General features: G+C 68.7%; 16 protein-coding genes. 4 read left to right on the forward strand and 12 right to left on the reverse strand.

From position 1 onward, the window contains the following. Nucleotides 1-20 precede the first annotated feature (20 nt). The 6 genes from GOALK_RS21160 to GOALK_RS21185 all read right to left on the reverse strand — a co-directional run bounded on the left by GOALK_RS21160 (nucleotide 21) and on the right by GOALK_RS21185 (nucleotide 6,480). A complete protein-coding gene (locus tag GOALK_RS21160) occupies nucleotides 21-506 on the reverse strand; it encodes a PPOX class F420-dependent oxidoreductase (protein ID WP_006360885.1) in 486 nt (161 codons plus the stop codon). Nucleotides 507-531: 25 nt separating this feature from the next. Then, nucleotides 532-1,707, reverse strand: a complete 1,176-nt coding sequence (locus tag GOALK_RS21165; protein ID WP_006360886.1) for a serine hydrolase domain-containing protein — start codon at nucleotides 1,705-1,707, stop codon at nucleotides 532-534. A gap of 79 nt (nucleotides 1,708-1,786) precedes the next feature. After that, complete coding sequence (locus GOALK_RS21170; RefSeq protein ID WP_006360887.1) at nucleotides 1,787-3,091, reverse strand: polysaccharide pyruvyl transferase family protein; 1,305 nt, start codon at nucleotides 3,089-3,091, stop codon at nucleotides 1,787-1,789. Between the two features lie 61 nt (nucleotides 3,092-3,152). Further along, nucleotides 3,153-4,784: an FAD-dependent monooxygenase gene (locus tag GOALK_RS21175; protein ID WP_006360888.1), complete on the reverse strand. Its 1,632-nt coding sequence runs from the start codon at nucleotides 4,782-4,784 to the stop codon at nucleotides 3,153-3,155. 110 nt (nucleotides 4,785-4,894) lie between these two features. Next, the gene (locus GOALK_RS21180) at nucleotides 4,895-5,290 is read right to left on the reverse strand and encodes a PIN domain-containing protein (RefSeq protein WP_006360889.1); all 396 of its coding nucleotides are present in this window, start codon (nucleotides 5,288-5,290) and stop codon (nucleotides 4,895-4,897) included. After that, nucleotides 5,287-6,480 (reverse strand): MFS transporter, encoded by a 1,194-nt coding sequence (locus tag GOALK_RS21185; RefSeq protein WP_006360890.1) that lies wholly within the window; start codon nucleotides 6,478-6,480, stop codon nucleotides 5,287-5,289. The genes GOALK_RS21180 and GOALK_RS21185 overlap by 4 nt, the downstream gene beginning before the upstream one ends. Before the next feature lie 153 nt (nucleotides 6,481-6,633). Between GOALK_RS21185 and GOALK_RS21190 the strand changes: the two genes are divergently transcribed. Then, a complete protein-coding gene (locus GOALK_RS21190; protein ID WP_006360891.1) occupies nucleotides 6,634-7,515 on the forward strand; it encodes a LysR family transcriptional regulator in 882 nt (293 codons plus the stop codon). Nucleotides 7,516-7,539: 24 nt separating this feature from the next. Here GOALK_RS21190 and GOALK_RS21195 read toward each other — a convergent pair whose 3' ends face one another. Both GOALK_RS21195 and GOALK_RS21200 read right to left on the reverse strand, forming a co-directional pair. Then, nucleotides 7,540-8,967, reverse strand: a complete 1,428-nt coding sequence (locus GOALK_RS21195; protein ID WP_006360892.1) for an FAD-binding oxidoreductase — start codon at nucleotides 8,965-8,967, stop codon at nucleotides 7,540-7,542. Nucleotides 8,968-9,087: 120 nt separating this feature from the next. Then, a complete protein-coding gene (locus GOALK_RS21200; protein WP_035752538.1) occupies nucleotides 9,088-12,285 on the reverse strand; it encodes an ATP-binding protein in 3,198 nt (1,065 codons plus the stop codon). A gap of 115 nt (nucleotides 12,286-12,400) precedes the next feature. Here GOALK_RS21200 and GOALK_RS21205 point away from each other — a divergent pair, with 115 nt between their 5' ends. Next, nucleotides 12,401-12,772 carry a VOC family protein gene (locus tag GOALK_RS21205; protein WP_006360894.1) on the forward strand — a complete coding sequence of 124 codons (372 nt, stop codon included), beginning with the start codon at nucleotides 12,401-12,403 and terminating at the stop codon, nucleotides 12,770-12,772. A gap of 16 nt (nucleotides 12,773-12,788) precedes the next feature. Next, the gene (locus tag GOALK_RS21210) at nucleotides 12,789-13,352 is read left to right on the forward strand and encodes a mismatch-specific DNA-glycosylase (protein WP_006360895.1); all 564 of its coding nucleotides are present in this window, start codon (nucleotides 12,789-12,791) and stop codon (nucleotides 13,350-13,352) included. A gap of 121 nt (nucleotides 13,353-13,473) precedes the next feature. On the opposite strand, the gene GOALK_RS21215 is transcribed toward GOALK_RS21210, so the two are convergent. Genes GOALK_RS21215 through GOALK_RS21230 form a run of 4 tightly spaced genes read right to left on the reverse strand, consistent with a single transcriptional unit; the run spans nucleotide 13,474 to nucleotide 16,015 of the window. After that, nucleotides 13,474-13,770: a DUF503 domain-containing protein gene (locus GOALK_RS21215; protein WP_006360896.1), complete on the reverse strand. Its 297-nt coding sequence runs from the start codon at nucleotides 13,768-13,770 to the stop codon at nucleotides 13,474-13,476. 10 nt (nucleotides 13,771-13,780) lie between these two features. Then, the gene (gene ppk2 / locus GOALK_RS21220) at nucleotides 13,781-14,611 is read right to left on the reverse strand and encodes a polyphosphate kinase 2 (RefSeq protein WP_006360897.1); all 831 of its coding nucleotides are present in this window, start codon (nucleotides 14,609-14,611) and stop codon (nucleotides 13,781-13,783) included. 28 nt (nucleotides 14,612-14,639) lie between these two features. Further along, nucleotides 14,640-15,623 (reverse strand): malate dehydrogenase, encoded by a 984-nt coding sequence (locus GOALK_RS21225; RefSeq protein WP_035752282.1) that lies wholly within the window; start codon nucleotides 15,621-15,623, stop codon nucleotides 14,640-14,642. Beyond that, nucleotides 15,620-16,015 carry an META domain-containing protein gene (locus tag GOALK_RS21230; protein WP_006360899.1) on the reverse strand — a complete coding sequence of 132 codons (396 nt, stop codon included), beginning with the start codon at nucleotides 16,013-16,015 and terminating at the stop codon, nucleotides 15,620-15,622. Before GOALK_RS21230 ends, GOALK_RS21225 begins: the two co-directional genes overlap by 4 nt. 149 nt (nucleotides 16,016-16,164) lie before the next feature. On the opposite strand from GOALK_RS21230, the gene GOALK_RS21235 reads away from it, so the two are divergent. Further along, nucleotides 16,165-17,352 carry a hypothetical protein gene (locus tag GOALK_RS21235; RefSeq protein ID WP_006360900.1) on the forward strand — a complete coding sequence of 396 codons (1,188 nt, stop codon included), beginning with the start codon at nucleotides 16,165-16,167 and terminating at the stop codon, nucleotides 17,350-17,352. Nucleotides 17,353-17,512: the final 160 nt, after the last annotated feature.

Here is a 17,512-nt window from a genome sequence, read left to right on the forward strand (position 1 = left end):
GTCATCTGAAGCGACTACCTTCAGTCGTCCTGCGCGTCGAGCTTCGCGGCGACATCGGCGGGGAATCCGCCGGTGGCGATCGGTCCCCAGTGCGTCGGGGTGACGCGGATCAGCGACTTTCCCTGCAGACGCATCGCGGCGCGGTACTCGTCCCAGTCCGGGTGCTCTCCGGAAATGCTGCGGAAGTAGTCGACGAGGGCATCCTCGGCGTCCGGCATGTCGAGGACCTCGGCGTCTCCGTCGACCTGGACCCAGGCGCCGTTGAACTCGTCGGACAGCACGACGACGCTCGCGACGGGGGTGTTGCGGAGGTTCGCGGCCTTCGCCCGGCCGGGGTAGGTCGAGATCACGATCCGACCGTCGGCATCGACTCCGCCGGTGACCGGGGACAGCTGTGGCCCGCCGTTGGATCGGACGGTGCCGAGGATCATCTTGTGGCGTGGCCGGATGAACTCCAGCAGTGCTTCGCGGTCGACGGCATCGGCTTTCGCAACGGTTCTGGCCATGCCGACGACCCTACGCCGCAGCGGTTCAGGGCAGAGCGGAGATCAGACCGGCGAGAATCGCCGACACCGGCGACTCCTGCTTGCCGTCGACGGTGATGTCGTCGTCGCTGTTGACAAGGATGATGATCGTCGTGTCGGAGTCGTAGTCGTGGAACAGCGACGAGTTGAAGCCCGGGAAGTCGCCGTCATGCCCCCACCAGCCGTCCCGGTTGCCGATACCGATGCCGTAGCCGGCGGTCGCGGTGTTCGGCGGGGGAGACGTCAGGATCGAGTCGCGCCGCAGTTGCTGTGTCGAAGGATTGAGCACGCCCCGGCCGGTGAACAAGGCGTCACCCCACCGCTGCAGATCGTCGAGGGTCGAGATCACCGCGCCCGCGGTGAAGGCGAAGGACGGGTTCCAGTTCGTTGAGTCGACCGTCTTGCCGGCCGGCTGCCCCTGGCTGGTCACGCCGTCGACGTGCGGATCCGGGATCTCGACGGACCCGCCCGGCCACGACGAATCGTTCATGCCCAGGGGACGGAAGATCCGGTCGTCGAAGGCGTCGCGAATCGGCTGCCGCAGAACCCTTTCGATGAGCAGCCCTAGCAGAACGTAGTTGGTGTTCGAGTACTGCCAGCCCGCCCCGGGTGCGAATGCTGGCGGCAACGACCTCGCGGTGTCGACGAGTTGGGTTGGCGGCCAGTCGTATCCGGGATCGGCGAAGAACCTCTGTGTGAAGGCGTCGGACAGGGTGTAGGACGGGATGCCGCTGGTCATGTCCGCGACCTGACGGACGGTCGCGTTCCCGTTGGGTGCGTCGGGGACGTACTCGCTGATCGGATCGTCGAGCGAGACCCGCCCGTCCTGGACGAGTTGCAGCAGGATCGTCGCGGTCATCGTCTTGGTGAGCGAGCCGATGCGGGTGTGATCGGAGGCGGTGATCGGCCGGTCCTCGCCCTCGACAGCAGTGCCGGCCGTGCCCGTCCAGATGCCCGCCGGCGAGATGACGCGAGCGATGACGCCGGGGAATCCGCCGGATGATCGGAGGTCGTCGAGCACCTGCTGGAAGGCCGCGCCGCTCTCGGCGGACACCGAGGTCGGGGTGGTGCTCGACGACTCCGAAGTCGTCTGGGATGGCGAACAGGCGGCGATGCCGAGCACGGCGGTCACACCGCACACCAGAAGTCGTAGGGCAGTGGGGCGCGCGGGCCGACGGGTCATTTTGTGATCCTCTCCCGCGGATGCCGGAACAGCGGGCACATCGGGCGATCCCGGCGCAGATTCCGCGCTGTCGGAGGTGTCAGGCGCGGTGTGCGAACAGCGGGGCCACCGGATAGATGTCGAGTGCGGTGGCGACCTTGGCTTCGATGGCGCGCGTGCGGTCCGTCGTGCCGAAGCCGCCGGCGGTGGGGCGATCGGGGATCGTGTCTCCGGAATCGACGACGCTCCAGGCCGATCCGGCCTCGACGAGGGATCGATGCTTGGTCGAGTAGTAGACCGGCATCGGCACGATCGCCACGCCCGGGTCTCCCGCCGCAGCCGCGATGAGGTGCGGGTGGAAACGCGTGCTGATCCAGGTGCTGCCCTGCCCGGCGGGCAGCCCGCCGAACCAGACGTCGCAAAAGTTGAGGACGCGCGCACCGTCGAGACGCGAGCCCAGACGGAAGGGCACCTCGTAGTCATGACCCGGGATTCCTTCGACGACAGTGACCGCCGATCCCGGGACCTCCCAGGCGTCGAGAGTGTCGTGGACGAATGCTGCGAGCGCCTCGACGCCCGATCCGCTTGGCCCGGTGAACTTCTCGGTGAGGTCCGACTGCAAGCAGAGCACGACGCCGCCGCCCTGCCCGGGTGTCTCGGCAGGTACCTCGTCGCGGTAGACCGCCGGTTGCGGCCGGTGCAGCGCGAGCCAGGCATCGTCCCCGGACTGCCGCACGTCGACCGCACCCTCCAGCGCCTGCGCCGATGCGGTGTCGCGCACGTCGACGATGTCGAACGCGCCCAGCGCCGTGACCAGAGCCGTCCACGCCGGTTCCTCGACCGTCGGCACCAGGCCCTGCCCGGTGGCCACCACCTTCGTCCCCGATCGGCCGGAGACCGCGGCGGCCGCCACGAGCAGCGACACGTGGTGCGGCCACACGCTGTTCACATATCCGCCGCCGAGCAGGTGGATGGTGGTCGCCGAATGCAGGAGGTCGATGCCGGCGGTGAGACGTGGCGCCAGCCCGGCATCGAGGACCGCTCGACCGACCCACGACCACGGGGCGTCGGGTTCGGTCTCGGCGGCGTGGTTCGAGAGTTGCCACAGTGTGTCGACGACGCGCAGATCGGGGTGGGCGTCGCCCATGAGCGCGCTCGCCGATCCCGGACTGTGGCAGTCCAGGATCACCTTTGCCTGGGGGCGGATGCGCGCGAGGCGGCGCAGCCACGTGCGTGCGATGAGCTCGTCTCCGTAGTTCGGGTAGCCGGTCGGTGCGATCAGGTAGATGACCTCGCCCGAACCCAGGGCGCGACCGACAGAGGACTCACTCGCCCGGCGTCGCGCCGATGCCTCCACCCGACCTGCCAGCGCGCGAACACGCTCCAGCTGCCCCCATTTCGTCATGGTGAGAGATTACGGTGACGGCTCGGCTGCGCCACTCGGCGGTCCGGGGACCGGGGTCGCCTCACGCGAACGTGGCACGGAGGTACGCGAGGACCGTGGCGGTGTCGTCGAGCGGCCCGCGGTAGCCGAGATAGCCGTCGGGGCGGATGACGAAGGCCGTCGATCCGTCGGGGAGATATCCGGCGGCGAAGCGGTTCTCGGTGTCGCGGAGCAGCGGCAGGTCGGTGCTGCCGACCTGCGCGGTCGGCGCGGCCACCACGTGCGCGGTCATGTGCCCGCGGGCCGCCTTGGTGACCTCGGCGGCGAGATTCTCGAGCACGGCCACGTCCTCGGCCCCCGCGGCGGCGTCGGCGTACAGCACGAGAGCGTGGTCGACGCCGCTCAGCAGCGAGTACAGCCGGAGCGGATGATTCACCGAGTCACGACCGAGTCCGGCGGCATCCGGGGCCCGTTCACCCGCCCGCGGTGCGGCCGGCGCGGAGGGGATCGTCGAGCCCGCGGTGATCGGGCTGTCGGCGTAGGAGATCAGCAACTGGGCTTCGCGGCGCGTCACGAACTCGACGTCGGTGGAATCGGATCCGATGCCTTCCCGCGCGTCGCGGACCGTTCGCCCGACGACTTCTTCTCCGACGGGGCGTCGTTCCAGGTCGTAGCTCTCGAGCAGGCCGGGAGCCGCGTCGCCCGCGACGGCCAGCGCCAGCTTCCACGCGAGGTTGTGGGCGTCCTGCACGCCGGTGTTCATGCCCTGCGCGCCGGTGGGCGGATGGATGTGCGCGGCGTCCCCGGCGACGAAGACTCTTCCGCGACCGTAGGAGTCGACGATCCGGTGGCTGATGCGGAAGACCGACGACCACCGGAGGTCCGACACGGTGGCGGGTTCGGGCGACAACCGGTCGACGACGGCCTGGATGTGCGACAGCTCGGGAGTGCGGGTGCCCTCGAACCCGTGGGCGACACCGTCGCCGCCGGAGGTCGGACCGATCGCGAGTTCGTCGGGTACGAGCATCGACATCCGATACCGGCCCCGTCCCGGCAGCGGGATGCACACCAGCAGGTCGTCGGTGGTGCCGTCGTCGGCCTGGTGCATCGCGCGGATCGCGTAGCCGCGGGGCATCGACCAGTCCACGGCCACGTCGCCCAGCATGTACTGCTCGGTGAAAGCCCCGCCCTCGAAGCCCAGACCAAGTCCTTTGCGGACCGTGCTGTGGGCGCCGTCGGCACCGATCAGATAGCCCGCGCGGACCGAGGTCTCGGCGCCTGCCGCGTCGGTCAGGGTGACCGTGACCCCGTCGTCGTCCGGTGTGAACGCCGACACGCGGACACCGCGCTCGATCTCGGCGTCGAGGTCGGTGAGCCGGTCCCGCAGGACGCGCTCGGTGGAGTACTGCGGCAGCAGGTGGAACCGGAAGGGCACGTCGGCCGGCGTGACCAGGTCGATCCGCGAGACCTGAGAACCGTTGACGAACACGAACTGCCCGCGCATCTCCATGCCCGCGTCCAGGATGTGCTCGAGCACCCCCATGCCCTCGAACACCTCGAGCGTGCGGGGTTGGATACCAACGGCTTTCGCGTACTGGGGAGGCTCGAGGAGCGGGTCGACGATCCGGACCCGCACACCTCGTCGGCGGAGTTCGATGGCGGCGGTCAGGCCGATCGGGCCCGCGCCCGCGATCAGTACGTCGACGTCGTTCATACAGAGACCCTTCGTCGGTGGTCGTGTGCGGTGTTCCCGGACCGGATTATTCGCTGGACCACCGATGCCGGTGCGGTACTCGGTAAATGTGGCACGGCATCGTTGGGGACTCAGCGCGGGATCGACGACGGTCCGAGGATCTCGGCACCCAGCTCGGTGACCCGGGCGCGCAGCTCGCGATCGGCGGTGACGACCACTCGACGGCGGCGGGGGTGGTCGCCGACGACGTCGACGATCGTGTCGTCGCCCGACGCCGGGGCCTCGACGACCGTCACTGCGGGAACCGACGCGATCCCGCGCGCTCTTCCCTCCACGACGAGCACCACCTCGATCGGGCCGGTCAACACGTCGAGCCCGGGCTCGGCGAGTTGCGCGAGCCGGTCCCGTAACCGCTGCGCCGCACCCCGGCGGTCCCGCCACCAACCGTCCGGCACGGATCCGACGACGTTCGCGCCGTCGACGACGAGCAGCGGGACGTCGAGGCGGGACGGCGTCGGATCGTTCATGTGCCCATGAGCCCACGGTCGGCGCCGTCGCGCAAATCCGATGTCCCTCGACGGTGTTGATCACGCCGCCGAAACCTGGTCTCCACGAACCACAGTCCCACTCCGGTGACCGGAAACGCGGCGCCCAGGACGCAGACGGCCGACCAGCCGAACGATGCGAAGACGAGAACCGACAGGATGCTGCCGACCGATCCTGCGGTGAAGTACGTGGTCATGTATGCGGTGTTCAGCCGACTCCGGGCATCCGGCCGCAATGGGTAGAACACGCTCTGATTGGTGATGTGCGTGCCCTGGATTCCGAGGTCCAGGAGAGCGACACCGAGGCCCATCGCCACGATGGAACGCTCTCCGGCGGCCAGCAGCAGGAAACTCGCTGCCGTCACAGCCAGCATGAGACCGGTCTGTTGGTGTCCGTATCCGCGGTCGACTCCTCGGCCGGCCCCTCGTGCGGCAAGTGCACCGGCGACCCCGGTGAGCGTGAAGAGCCCGATGCCGGCGTCCGACCAGTCGTATCGTGGTCCGGCGAGCACGAATCCGATGCTGGTCCACACCACGCCGAACGACGCATAGGTGAGCATGCCGTAGCCGATCCTCCAGCGGAGCACCGGCTCATCGGCCACCAAGTGGACCACCGATCGCAGCAAGGCGCCGTAGGTCAGCTCGGTGGTCGGTGGACTGGTGGGCAGCGCGGCGACGGCGATGCCCGCGACCGCCATCAGGACCGCGGCGGTCAGAAAGACCGTACGCCAGCCGGCCACCTCCGCGATCAGACCGGCGACCACCCGCGACAGGAGTATCCCGAGCAACAGGCCGGTCATCACGTTCCCGATGACGCGCCCACGTTCGGCCTCCGCGGCAAGTGTCGCGGCGAGAGGGACGAGAAGCTGGCCGACGACCGAGCCCGTGCCGACCAGGACCGCAGCGGATGCGAGCACCTGCCAGGACGGCGCGCACGCCATGACGGCCAGACACACGCCGGTGACAATCAGCATCGCCCACAGCAACTTGCGCCGATCCAGTAGATCGCCGAGCGGCACGAGCAGGGCCAGACCGATCGCATAACTGATCTGGCTCGCCGTCACGACAAGTCCCACGCTCGTGGTCGAAGCATCGAGATCGTTCGCGATCAGGGCGACGATGGGTTGCGCGTAGTAGCTGTTGGCGACGACGAGTCCGGATGCGAGTGCCATCAGGAGAACGGATCGCCGACTCAGCGAGTGTGCTGCCGTCGTGGAGAGTGACATGCACCGATCGTTGCCGAGGCCTTTTCAGCTGTCCAACAGATAGACTTGATCGTTCCAAGCGACTGGACCGATGGATGGCGTGCTGGATACCATCCGTCGATGGAACTCCGGCAGTTAGAGCACTTCCTGGTGGTTGCAGACGAGGGAAACTTCACTCGCGCAGCAGCTCTCGTGCACATGTCGCAGTCGGCGCTCAGCTCCTCGATTCGCTCTCTGGAGCGGCAGTTGTCCGCAGAGCTTTTCGAGAGAACCACACGACGGGTGCTGCTCACCGACGCGGGCGTGGCGTTACGTGATCACGCTAGGCGGATCATCGGTGAGGTCGCCGCTGCGCGCCTGGCGGTGGAATCCATCACCGGCGTCGATGCGGGAACGATCGACATCGGAACCGTGCAGACCTTCACCGCGATCGACCTTCCCGCGACGATGGCGCTGTTCCATCGTCACCATCGGATGGTGCAGATGCGACTCCGCGAGGCGACCACCACCCAACTCATCGAAGCGCTGATCGAAGGGGAACTGGATCTGGCATTCGTGGCTCTCGACGCGACGCCACTGCACACCTCCCTGACGGAGGTGGCGAGATACGACGAGTCGCTCGTCGCGATAGCGGGCCCCGACCACCCGATCTCGGTGAAACGCAGCGTCGACCTGGACGAACTCGCCGAGCACGGCTTCATCGACTTCGAGGCCGGTCCCGGACTGCAGACCGTTGTGGCGGACCTGTTCTCCGCCGCGCGCGTCCAGCGCGAGATCACCTGTCGTGTCGGTGACATGGGTCGGTTGGTCGATCTCGTCCACCATGGTCTCGGTGTTGCCGTCGTACCGGCTCCGGTGGCGCACGCGGCGAACCTGGTGGTGGCCGTTCCATTGGAGACGACCCCGCCGGCCACTCGGTCCCTGGCGTTGTTGTCGAGGACCGGAGGACCGACCAATCCTGCTGCGAAGCGGTTTCTCGGCCTGCTCGACCATCCGCGCTGACCGGTGTTCGATCGACGGCCCGCGTCAGCCGATGTCGCCGTGACAGAACCGGTCGTACGGGTCGAGCGTCGCCTTGATCTCCAGCAGCCGACGGCGGTGCTCGGCGCTGTAGGCGTCGGCGGCGCGGCCGGCGCGCTCGGCACCCGAGGTGAAGTTCAGATACGTGGCGCCGGTGACGTAGGGCGCGAGTTCGGTGCGGGTAACGCGCTGGGTCGATTCGACGGCGAGCGCCACCTGGGGGTCGGGGACCATCGAGATCAGTTCGAGGAGGAACCGTCCGGAGCGTGCCCGGTCGTTGGCGGCGTGCGCCGCACCTCGGGCGATCGCGCCGCCGGCGTGACGGATCTCGGCGGACATGATGAGCGGTGCCGAGCCCGGGGCCGGACGAGCGCATCCGGCGATGATGTCGATCGCCTCGTCGTGCAGATCGTCGAACCACTCAGTGGTGACCATGACCGGCATCGGCTCGGTGGGGTCCATGCTGATCGCGTCCGTTGCGGCGAAGGGCATCTCGTCCCACATGTCGACCAGGGGTGTCCGCCAGTTCCGCCACCCGTCGACGATCGCCCGGCCGGTGGCGAGGTCTCCGGACCAGCATCCGCGCACCACTGCGAAACTGCCGCCGCGCAGCGGTTCCGGGACGTCGTCGGTGGGCGGCAGATTCAGGATGGTGACGGCCGAGGTCAGGGCTTCCGGCTGAGCCGGTGCCCAGTCGCGGAACCGACGTATGATCTCCTCGGCCTCGGCGGCCGGGTAGAAGAGGTTGCCCGCGTACACCGTGCTCACATCGGCGAGGGCGATCTCCATCGAGGTGACCACACCGAGGCTGCCGGCACCCCCGCCCTTCAGAGCCCAGAAGATGTGCGGGAAACTCGCGTCGCTGACGCGGATCGGCGTCCCGTCGGGGATCACGAGATCGAAGGAGAGCACGGAGTCCGACGCCAGCCCGAACCGTCGGCCGAGCCAACCGAAACCGCCGCCGAGGGTGTAGCCGATCGCGCCGACGATGCTTGCCGAACCCATCAGCGGCGCAAGGCCGTACGGAACCGCGGCGTCGAGCACCGCCTTCCAGGTGGCGCCGGCGGCGACGCGAGCGGTCCTGGTGACAGGGTCGACGGCCACCGCGGTGAGCCGGGACGTGTTGATGAGCAGGCCGCCATCGGCCGCCACCCCGGTCCCGTGACCGGTGGCCTGGACCGTGATCCGCAGATCCTCCTCGGCGGCGAACCGCACGGCCTCGACGACGTCGAAGTGATTCTCGGGAACGGCGATGACCGACGGGCGGTGGATGACGAGTCGGTTGAATCCGGCGCGTGCCTCGCGGAAGCCCGCGTCCCCGGGGCCGAGGACCGCGCCGGCGATCCGGTCACGCAGTTGTGCGAGCACCGAGGTGCGGGTGCGGACGATCAGCCGTTCGGGGCGGCCGGTCGGTGAGGTGGGAGTCGCGGTCATACGGTGAGTCCTCGGGTGTGGCCGGCTTCGCCGGGCGTTCGGTCTGGTTCCGGGCAGGCCGGGTTCGTCAGACCAGATTCACCGACGGTTCTTGAGGGCGACTTGAGGCGGACTTGGGGCCTACGCGGTCGGGGAGACGCCCCATGCCGAGGCGACGGCGTCGACCCGTTCGACCAGCGCTTTTGCCTCTTGCGCCACGGCGGTGGCGCGAGCCCGTCCGAGGGTCGTGCCGAACGTCGACGCCGGGCGACCGTTGGCGTACTCGTAGCGGGCGCGAACGAGAAGACGGTGTGCGTCCCCGTAGTGTTCCCCGGTCCGTTCGGCGAAGTCGTCGGCTTGATCCAGGAGGGCGGCCGCGTCGGTCAGCTTGCCGGCGGTGACCAGTATCTCGGCATGCAGTCCGAGCCAGAATCCGTCGCCGGTGCGCGGCCGGTCGGCGTTGCCGGGTCGGTCGGGGCCGGCGTCACCCGTCTCCAACCGGTCGATGCGGACCAGGGCGTCGTCGATGTCGCCGGCCATGGCGCGTGCCCACCAGTACATGCGTTCGCCGCCGCGACGCAGATAGGCGAGCGGGCCCGCACTCTCGGAGTCGATGATCTGTCCAGCGTGGAGCGCCCACTCCGCATCGCCGATCGTCGCCGCCGCGCCGACCGCGAAGATGGCGGTGCCCAGCCGGGACCTGGGGTCGGGGCGTGCGTCGGTGATGCTTGCGAACAGTGTGCGGCCGGCATCCCGGCCGAGGTGGACCGTGGCGGCCCAGGCCCGGAAGCCGCGTGCCATCGTGAGCTGGTCGTCGCGGAGCCCGTCGACGTCGTCGAGCGGCCCGTAGGTCTCCAGGATGCGATGAGCCGCACCGTAATTGCCGCGGGTGAACTCGTCGATCCCGGCGGCCTGCATGCCGAGGTGGACGACGACGGGATCGTCGGACCGTTCGGCGCGGACGCGTAGGTCGTTCGCGAGCCGGTGTCCGGTGTGCGCGTCGGCGACCTGGATGTGCGCGGCACAGCGCGCATAGTCGAGGGAGGCCAGCAGCCGCCGGTCGCCGAGCGTGGTGGCCAGCGTGCGGGCGCGTTCTTGAAGGTCGGGATCGGCGGCGAAGTAGCCGTGTACGGAGACCTCGCCGGCGAGTTGGGTGGCGATCGCCCGGAGCTCGGCCTGCTGGTCGCCGGTGGCCCGTGCCAGGGTCGACGCGTCGCCGAAATGGCGCTTCGCGCCGTCGAAGTCGTAGGTGCGCAGAGCGATGTCACCCGCGGTCAGCAGCGCGCTGGTCGTGCGCTCCCGGTCGGCGAGCGGACCCGCCGACCAGAGATGGCGCGCGACCCGGCTGACCGCATGCGGCGAGGAGTTGCCGGCGAGCGCATCGGCGATGGCGAGGTGGATACGCCGCGCGCGCATCGACGGAATCCCGTCGGCGATCGCCTCGCGGATGATGTCGTGGCTGAAGCTGAATCCGAACGGGTCGGCGGGTCCGAGGTCGACGACCCCGGCGGCGGAGGCGGGTTCGAGGGTGTCGAGCGCCTCGTCCACCGGTCGTCCGGCCGCGGTCGCGAGCAACACCAGATCCACCCGGGTGCCGATGAGAGCGGCGATGTCGAGGAGTTCGGTTGTCTCCGGGGATAATCCGAGCAGTCGCTGGCGAACTACGTCACGCACCCCGGACGGCACGGCATTGCCCGCGATCGAGCCCCGATCGGCGAGGATGCGTGCCAGTTCGCGGACGAAGAAGGCGTTGCCGCCGGTGCGTCGCTCGATCGAACTGACGGTCGCGACCTCCGGCCACTGTTGCGTCTCGCGGCGGATCAGCTCGGAGATGTCGTCCCCGCGGAGGGGGCCGACGTGGATACGGCGGTGCTCGGGGAGCCGCGCCAGTGTGGCGAGGGTCGAGGCGACGACCGGCCGGTGGGTCGGCGACCGCAGCGAGGCGAAGAACGTGACGCCCGCTGTCCGACGAGAGGCCATGTGTGCGAACAGTTCCAGCGAGGCGCCGTCCGCCCACTGGAGGTCGTCGAGGACGATGATCAGCTTGGTCGTCTCGGCGACGCCGTCGAGGAGGTCGGCGGCCTGGTCGTAGAACTGGAAACGTGCTGCGGCGTCTGGCATCTGACGCGGTGGCGGGATGACGTTGACGCCCTCGGTGACCATTCGGCCCAGCGAGCTGTCGAGGAGTCGTTCCCGGTCGGCCGGATCGAGCTGGGGAAGTACCGTGCCGAGGATCTGCACCCACGGCCACATCGACGGTGCCGCAGGATCGTCCACGCACCGTCCCCACAACACCCGTAGGTCGGCGGCCCCGGCCGCTCGCCGTCCCGCCTCGTCGATCAGGGCCGTCTTGCCCGCACCCGGTTCGCCTTCCACCACGACGACCCCGCCGTGCCCGGCCATCGAGGCGAGGACGGCGCGGTGCAGCGCGGCCAGTTCGTCGGTTCGCCCGACCAGCGTCGGCGCGTCGTCGAGAGGTTCGGGGGCGTGTGTCGCCGCGGTGGGTTCCACGGCATCGGTGCTCAGGGAACCGGTTGCAGCGGTGACGGACCTGCGCGACGCTGCCGGTGCATCGAGGTGCGGTGCGTGATCGAGGATGTCGCGTTCGAGCTCACGGAGTCGTGGGCCCGGGTCGACACCGATCTCGTCGGCGAGGATGCGTCGGGCGCCGGCGATCGCGCCGAGCGCATCGGACTGCCGTCCGAGCCGGTACAGCGCGGTGGCGAGCAGAACCCACAGTCCTTCGTCGAGCGGCGATCTCTTGACGGCGCCGTCGAGTTCGGTGACGAGGAGATGATGGTCGCCCGCGGCCATCCGCGCCTCGAAGGACATCTCCCGCGCCGCGCCGAGCATGCGGTCGAGATGGTCGGCGGCCTCGTCGCGGAATGCCAGTCCCTCGAACTCCGGGAGGATCGGCCGGTAGGACTCGAGTACCTTCTGCAGGAGTGGGGCCGCGGCGGCGGTGTCGCCCTGCTGCATCAGGGTTCGCGCCGAGGCCAGGTCCGTGGTCAGCCGGCGCAGGTCGACCTGGTCAGGGGTCGTCGGCAGGCTGTAGCCGGTTCCGTGGGTGAGCAGCACGGTCGAGGGACTACGCGGCTTACGGTCGGGTTCGAGGGCCTTGCGCAACCCCGAGATGTAGGACTGCAGCGACACTTCGGCGCGGTCGGGTGGTGAGTCGCCCCAGATGCCCTCGATCAGCCGGTCGGCACGTAGCGGTGCACCCTCGGCGAGGACGAGCTGCGCGAGTGTGGCCCGCTGCTTGCGGGTGCCGAGTTCGACGGGATCGGAACCGATCTGGGCGCCGAGCCCGCCCAAGACCGTGTACGAGAGTCCGAGCATCAGCGTGAGTGTAATGCTCCACAACCCCTCGAGGGAGGGGTTGAGGACCAGGACCGGTCCTTCGTCCGACAGACGCGGACGCCAGATGTCGGTGGGCGGCGATACCTTTGTCCGCATGACTCTCACAGTGGGCATGATCACCGTCGACACCCTTCAGCCGATGCCGCTCGCCACGTGGTGGGCCGAGGCCCTCGGTGGCCGGATCATCCAGGAGAACGAGGGGTTCTTCGTCGTCGTCTCCCTCGAAGAGGGGGCACCGCTCCTCGCATTCCAGCAGGTCGACGACCCGACCCCGGGGAAGAACCGCATCCACCTCGACCTCACGACCGAAGATCGCGAAACCGAGGTCGAACGACTCATCGCCGCCGGCGCGACGAAGATCGCCGACCGTGAGATGCCCGGTTTCGGCTGGGTGACGCTGGCCGACCCCGACGGCAACCAGTTCTGCGTCGCCGGACGGCACGAGGCCGAGGGGACCTTCGACTGACGTCTAGCCTCGGGGGATGGGATTCACCAGGGCCGAACTCCTCGAGTTCCGGGATCGCACCGTCGACGACCTCGTCGGTGACGACTGTCGATTGCTGTTCGTCGGGATCAACCCCGGCCTGTGGACCGCCGCCACCGGCGCCCATTTCGCGCGCCCCGGCAACCGCTTCTATCCCGCGCTGGCACGCGCCGGGATCGTCGACCGGATCATCGACGCGTCCCGCGGCATGTCCGAGGCCGACGCCGAGTTGCTGACCGGACGAGGAGTCGGCATCACGAACGTCGTCGCCCGGGCGACCGCGACCGCCGCGGAACTCACGGTCGAGGAGTTTCAAGACGGGGGTCGTCGGCTGCGGGAACGTGTGCGTGAGATCCGGCCACGAGTGGTGGCGGTCGCCGGGATCACCGCCTACCGCAGCGCCTTCGGGCGTCGCGACGCGGTGTCGGGTCGCCAGGATGAGACCTGGGACGGGGCCCAGCTCTGGGTGGTCCCGAACCCCAGCGGACTCAACGCGCACGAGACCGTCGACTCGCTGGCCGCCGCGTATCGGGAGGCAGCGGTCGCGGCCGGCGTGGTCTGAGCGGGCGTCGCCGAAATCTGCCCGAAAACGACCCTGGACAGTGCCACGGGCGACCCAGCGTCCGTCGGCTTCTGGAGGGCGGATTCCGGGGGCGCTTCTCAGCCGGACCTTCGGCCGGGTCTCAGAGGTCTTCTGAGTTGAGGATCCGACGCCGCACCGAGAGGAGCTCCACCTCGGGATGGTTGGCGGCGGACCGCTCGACCGCATCGAGCACATCGACGACGTGGGTCCGGTCGGCCGCCACCACGCTCGTGCCGATCACCGCGCGCCGATGCATGTCGAGGTGACCGACCTCGGCCGCAGACACCGAGAACCGTCGTCGGAGTTCGGCGACGATCGGCCGGACGATGGACCGTTTTTGTTTCAGCGAGTGCACGTCACCGAGGCGATAGTCGAACTCGGCGAACCCGATCCACATCAGAACGCGATCAGTGGTCGGTGCGGATCAGCGTCGCCACGTGGTCGGGAACGTACTTGGACAGCGATCGCGGCGGCCGGTGATAGTTGCCCGACTGGATCGGTTTCTTCGGCAACGTCACCTCGGGGCGGGGTACCTCGCCGTACTCGATGTTGTCGAGCAGGTGCGAGATCATGTTGAGCCGCGCGTGCTTCTTCACGTCGGATTCGACGACGTACCAAGGGCTCAGGGCGGTGTCGGTGTGCACCATCATCTCGTCCTTGGCGCGCGAGTAGTCCTCCCAGCGGTACACCGACTCGAGGTCCATCGGGCTCAATTTCCACTGTCGCACCGGATCTTTCATCCGCTGCCGGAACCGCTTGAGCTGTTCGTCGTCGGAGACGGAGAACCAGTACTTGCGCAGGATGATGCCGTCGTCGATGAGCATCTGCTCGAAGATCGGTGTCTGCCGCAGGAATCGGGTGTGTTCCTCGGGCGTGCAGAATCCCATGACCTTCTCGACTCCGGCACGGTTGTACCAGGACCGGTCGAACAGCACGATCTCACCCGGCGCCGGGAGATGCGCGACGTAGCGTTGGTAGTACCACTGCCCGCGTTCACGATCGGTCGGCGCGGGCAGCGCGGCGACGCGTGCGATGCGAGGACTCAGATATTGGGTGATCCGCTTGATGGTGCCGCCCTTGCCCGCGGCGTCGCGGCCCTCGAAGACCACCACCACGCGAGCGCCGGTCTCGCGCACCCATTCCTGGAGCTTGACCAGCTCGGTCTGCAGCCGGAACAGCTCGGCCTCGTAGACATTGTTCGGAATCTCCTGAGGCCTCTGCTTGTCCTTCTTCGCCATGGGAAGAGACTACGGGCTGCGGAGGCGATCAGGAGGTCAGAGCAGCGACGCGTTCGGCTTCGAGTTCCGCGACCGAAGCGTCGATGCGTGCCCGGGAGAACCCGTTGATCTCGAGTCCTTCGACGATCTCCCATTGTCCGTCGACCGAGCGCACCGGGAACGAGCAGACAATGCCCTCGGGCACGCCGTACACGCCCGGTGACGGGAGTGCGGTGGACGTCCAGTCGTCGGCGGGGGTTCCGAGCACCCAGTCACGGACGTGATCGATGGTCGCGTTGGCCGCCGACGCCGCCGAGGACGAGCCGCGCGCCTCGATGATCGCGGTGCCCCGACGTGCGACGGTCGGGATGAAGTCGTCGACGAGCCATTCGCGGTCCGCGGCGAGGTCGGCGCCGCTCCGGCCGCCGACGCGTGCATGGAAGATGTCGGGGTACTGCGTCGCCGAGTGGTTGCCCCAGATGGTGACCCGGCTGATCTCGCCGACCTCGACCCCGGCGCGATGGGACAGCTGGGCGATCGCGCGGTTGTGGTCGAGGCGGGTCAGCGCGGTGAACCGTTGGGGTGGCACCTCGGGAGCGTGGGCAGCGGCCACCGCGGCGTTGGTGTTCGCGGGATTGCCCACGACGATCACCCGGACGTCGTCGGCGGCAACCTCGTTGATGACCGCTCCCTGTAACGCGAAGATGTCGGAGTTGGCCGCGAGCAGATCCGCGCGTTCCATGCCCTTGGACCGTGGGCGAGCGCCGACGAGCAGAGCGAAACTCGCACCGTCGAATGCCTTGCGCGGGTCGTCGAAGACGTCCACGGACTTCAGCAGACCGAACGCGCCGTCGTCGAGTTCCATCGCGGTTCCCACGGCGGCCGGGACCGACTGGGGCAGCTCGAGGAGTCGGAGGGCGATGGGCTGGTCGTGGCCGAGCATGGCGCCGGCGGCGATCCGGAAGACGCTGGCGTACCCGATGCTCCCGGCCGCACCGGTCACGGTGACGACAGCCGGTGCGGAACGTCTCACGAGTACTTTTCCATCAGGAGGACCTGGGTTCCCGGTCCGGAGAGTACGAGTGCGTGGCCCGCCGAGTACCAGGTGAGGGGCTCTCGGGTGAGCGCGGTGATCCACTCGTCGGCGCCGGCGCGTGGACCGGGGCACGCCATCATCGTCGAGGCGAGCGAGCCGACGCGCAGCACCGATCCCTCCACGGTCATCTCACCGACGTGACGGTTGCAGCCGGCGAACAGGGAGATGCGGTTGGCGGCGGTGAAGGTCAACTGGAGGGGGCCGCCGCCGGGGATCTCGGGGCCGGTCACCGCCGTCGACGAGTAGGACTTGCCGACGAAGGGCGGAACCGCAGGCGCGGCGTCACCCCGACCGGCGGCGAACGCACCGAGACCCGACACGAACAACACCGCGCTGACCAGCGCAACAATGCGTAAGCTGATGCGATGTTCGCGGGCTGGGCGGAGTACGCGTGCCGTCTGTCGGCGATCCCCGAGGCTCACGTTCACTACGGTAGCCGACCGGATGGGGGATGCGATATGGCCATCGGAGGTGAGATGTGGTTCCGGTGACCTGCCGAACCGAATATCTGACGGGGCGCCACCACATCTCCGCGGGGGCCGCGTGGATCGTCATGATGGTCGCGATGATCGCGCTCGTCGGGCTGAACATCGCCGGCGTCGACGGTCTGCTCATCTCCGCAGTGGTCGCCGGACTGCTCGCCTTGTCGCTGTTCGCGGCTGCATACGGCCGACTGGGCGAGCGCGGAGCGGTGCTGCTGACCGTCGACGACGACACCGTCTACTTCGGCAACGAGGACCGCACGCTGGTGTCCTACCCCCTGAGCGCGCTGCGCTCGTTCGCGATCGGCGGACCGGCGGACGACACCTCGCCGATGACCGGCCGGCGGGCCCAGCACCTCACCGTCTTCGGACAGAAGTACCTCAAGCTGACCTTCGCGCGAGAACAACCGCGCGCCGGCACCGGAGCCGACGAAGATCTCGACCCCGACTTCTGGCGGGTCGCGATCATCGAGGGCGATCCGGCAGCGTCCGCGGTGATCGACAGGCTACTAGTCCATGCGCCGCAACGTGTTTCGACGGAAACGAAGGCCGCTCCGCCGAAGGAGAAGGCGTCGGTGGCGACGGTGCCGCCCGACCACGACCCCTCGAACGACGAGCACTCACCCGTCGATCTGCGCCGGCCTCGCATCGCCGACGCGGGATCGGACGAGGCCGCCGAGCGGTTGTGGGAGGAAGCGACGCGGCGCCACGACGAGGTGCTCAGCGCGTACGGGAGCTATGAGCTCGATCCGGCGCTGCTGTTGAAGTATCCCGCGGTCACCGACGTGACCGTCGATCAGACCCAGACCTTCCATCTCGCGCTCGACGAGGCCACCGCCCTGCGCACCGACTCCTACCCGGGCAATCGCGGTCGCGCCGACGCCTACCAGCAGTCGGTGGCTGCCCTGCGGCGTGCCTGGATCGCCTGTGAGAAGCACGGACGACGCATCGGGGCCGGCTACCTCGAACCCGCCGACCAGAACGCCCTCGACACCGCACTCAAGCTGTACAACCATGCCGAGGCGAGCAGCACCCCGGCAGAGCAGGCGACGTACTACGGCCGGGTTCGCGACATCGTCACGACGATGACCGACCGCGGGGTCCTGCATCCGCCGGAGGCGGCGGTCGCTGAACTGAGCGCCGTCACGCGTCGCGCGCTGGAGGCCGGCAAGTCCAACGCGTGACCCGTCGACGATCTCGGGAGGAATCATGCGGGGATACCGCGGCGGGTCAAGACGTTCGCGATCGTCCCGATCGGCTGGCCGCGAGGACGTTTCGGACCGGTCAGCCGGTATGACCCGGAGACCGTCATCCATCGCGATCGCTGGTGACCTCGGGTCGACG

Origin of the sequence: Gordonia alkanivorans NBRC 16433, from assembly GCF_000225505.1 — a bacterium.
In the GTDB taxonomy this organism is placed as follows: Bacteria; Actinomycetota; Actinomycetes; order Mycobacteriales; family Mycobacteriaceae; genus Gordonia; species Gordonia alkanivorans.

Bases quoted from the DNA above. Each gene is read 5' to 3' on its own strand.
- GOALK_RS21160 (WP_006360885.1), bottom strand. From the start codon at position 506: ATGGCCAGAACCGTTGCGAAAGCCGATGCCGTCGACCGCGAAGCACTG.
- GOALK_RS21165 (WP_006360886.1), bottom strand. From the start codon at position 1,707: ATGACCCGTCGGCCCGCGCGCCCCACTGCCCTACGACTTCTGGTGTGC.
- GOALK_RS21170 (WP_006360887.1), bottom strand. From the start codon at position 3,091: ATGACGAAATGGGGGCAGCTGGAGCGTGTTCGCGCGCTGGCAGGTCGG.
- GOALK_RS21175 (WP_006360888.1), bottom strand. From the start codon at position 4,784: ATGAACGACGTCGACGTACTGATCGCGGGCGCGGGCCCGATCGGCCTG.
- GOALK_RS21180 (WP_006360889.1), bottom strand. From the start codon at position 5,290: ATGAACGATCCGACGCCGTCCCGCCTCGACGTCCCGCTGCTCGTCGTC.
- GOALK_RS21185 (WP_006360890.1), bottom strand. From the start codon at position 6,480: ATGGCACTCGCATCCGGACTCGTCGTCGCCAACAGCTACTACGCGCAA.
- GOALK_RS21190 (WP_006360891.1), top strand. From the start codon at position 6,634: ATGGAACTCCGGCAGTTAGAGCACTTCCTGGTGGTTGCAGACGAGGGA.
- GOALK_RS21195 (WP_006360892.1), bottom strand. From the start codon at position 8,967: ATGACCGCGACTCCCACCTCACCGACCGGCCGCCCCGAACGGCTGATC.
- GOALK_RS21200 (WP_035752538.1), bottom strand. From the start codon at position 12,285: ATGCTCGGACTCTCGTACACGGTCTTGGGCGGGCTCGGCGCCCAGATC.
- GOALK_RS21205 (WP_006360894.1), top strand. From the start codon at position 12,401: ATGACTCTCACAGTGGGCATGATCACCGTCGACACCCTTCAGCCGATG.
- GOALK_RS21210 (WP_006360895.1), top strand. From the start codon at position 12,789: ATGGGATTCACCAGGGCCGAACTCCTCGAGTTCCGGGATCGCACCGTC.
- GOALK_RS21215 (WP_006360896.1), bottom strand. From the start codon at position 13,770: ATGTGGATCGGGTTCGCCGAGTTCGACTATCGCCTCGGTGACGTGCAC.
- ppk2 (WP_006360897.1), bottom strand. From the start codon at position 14,611: ATGGCGAAGAAGGACAAGCAGAGGCCTCAGGAGATTCCGAACAATGTC.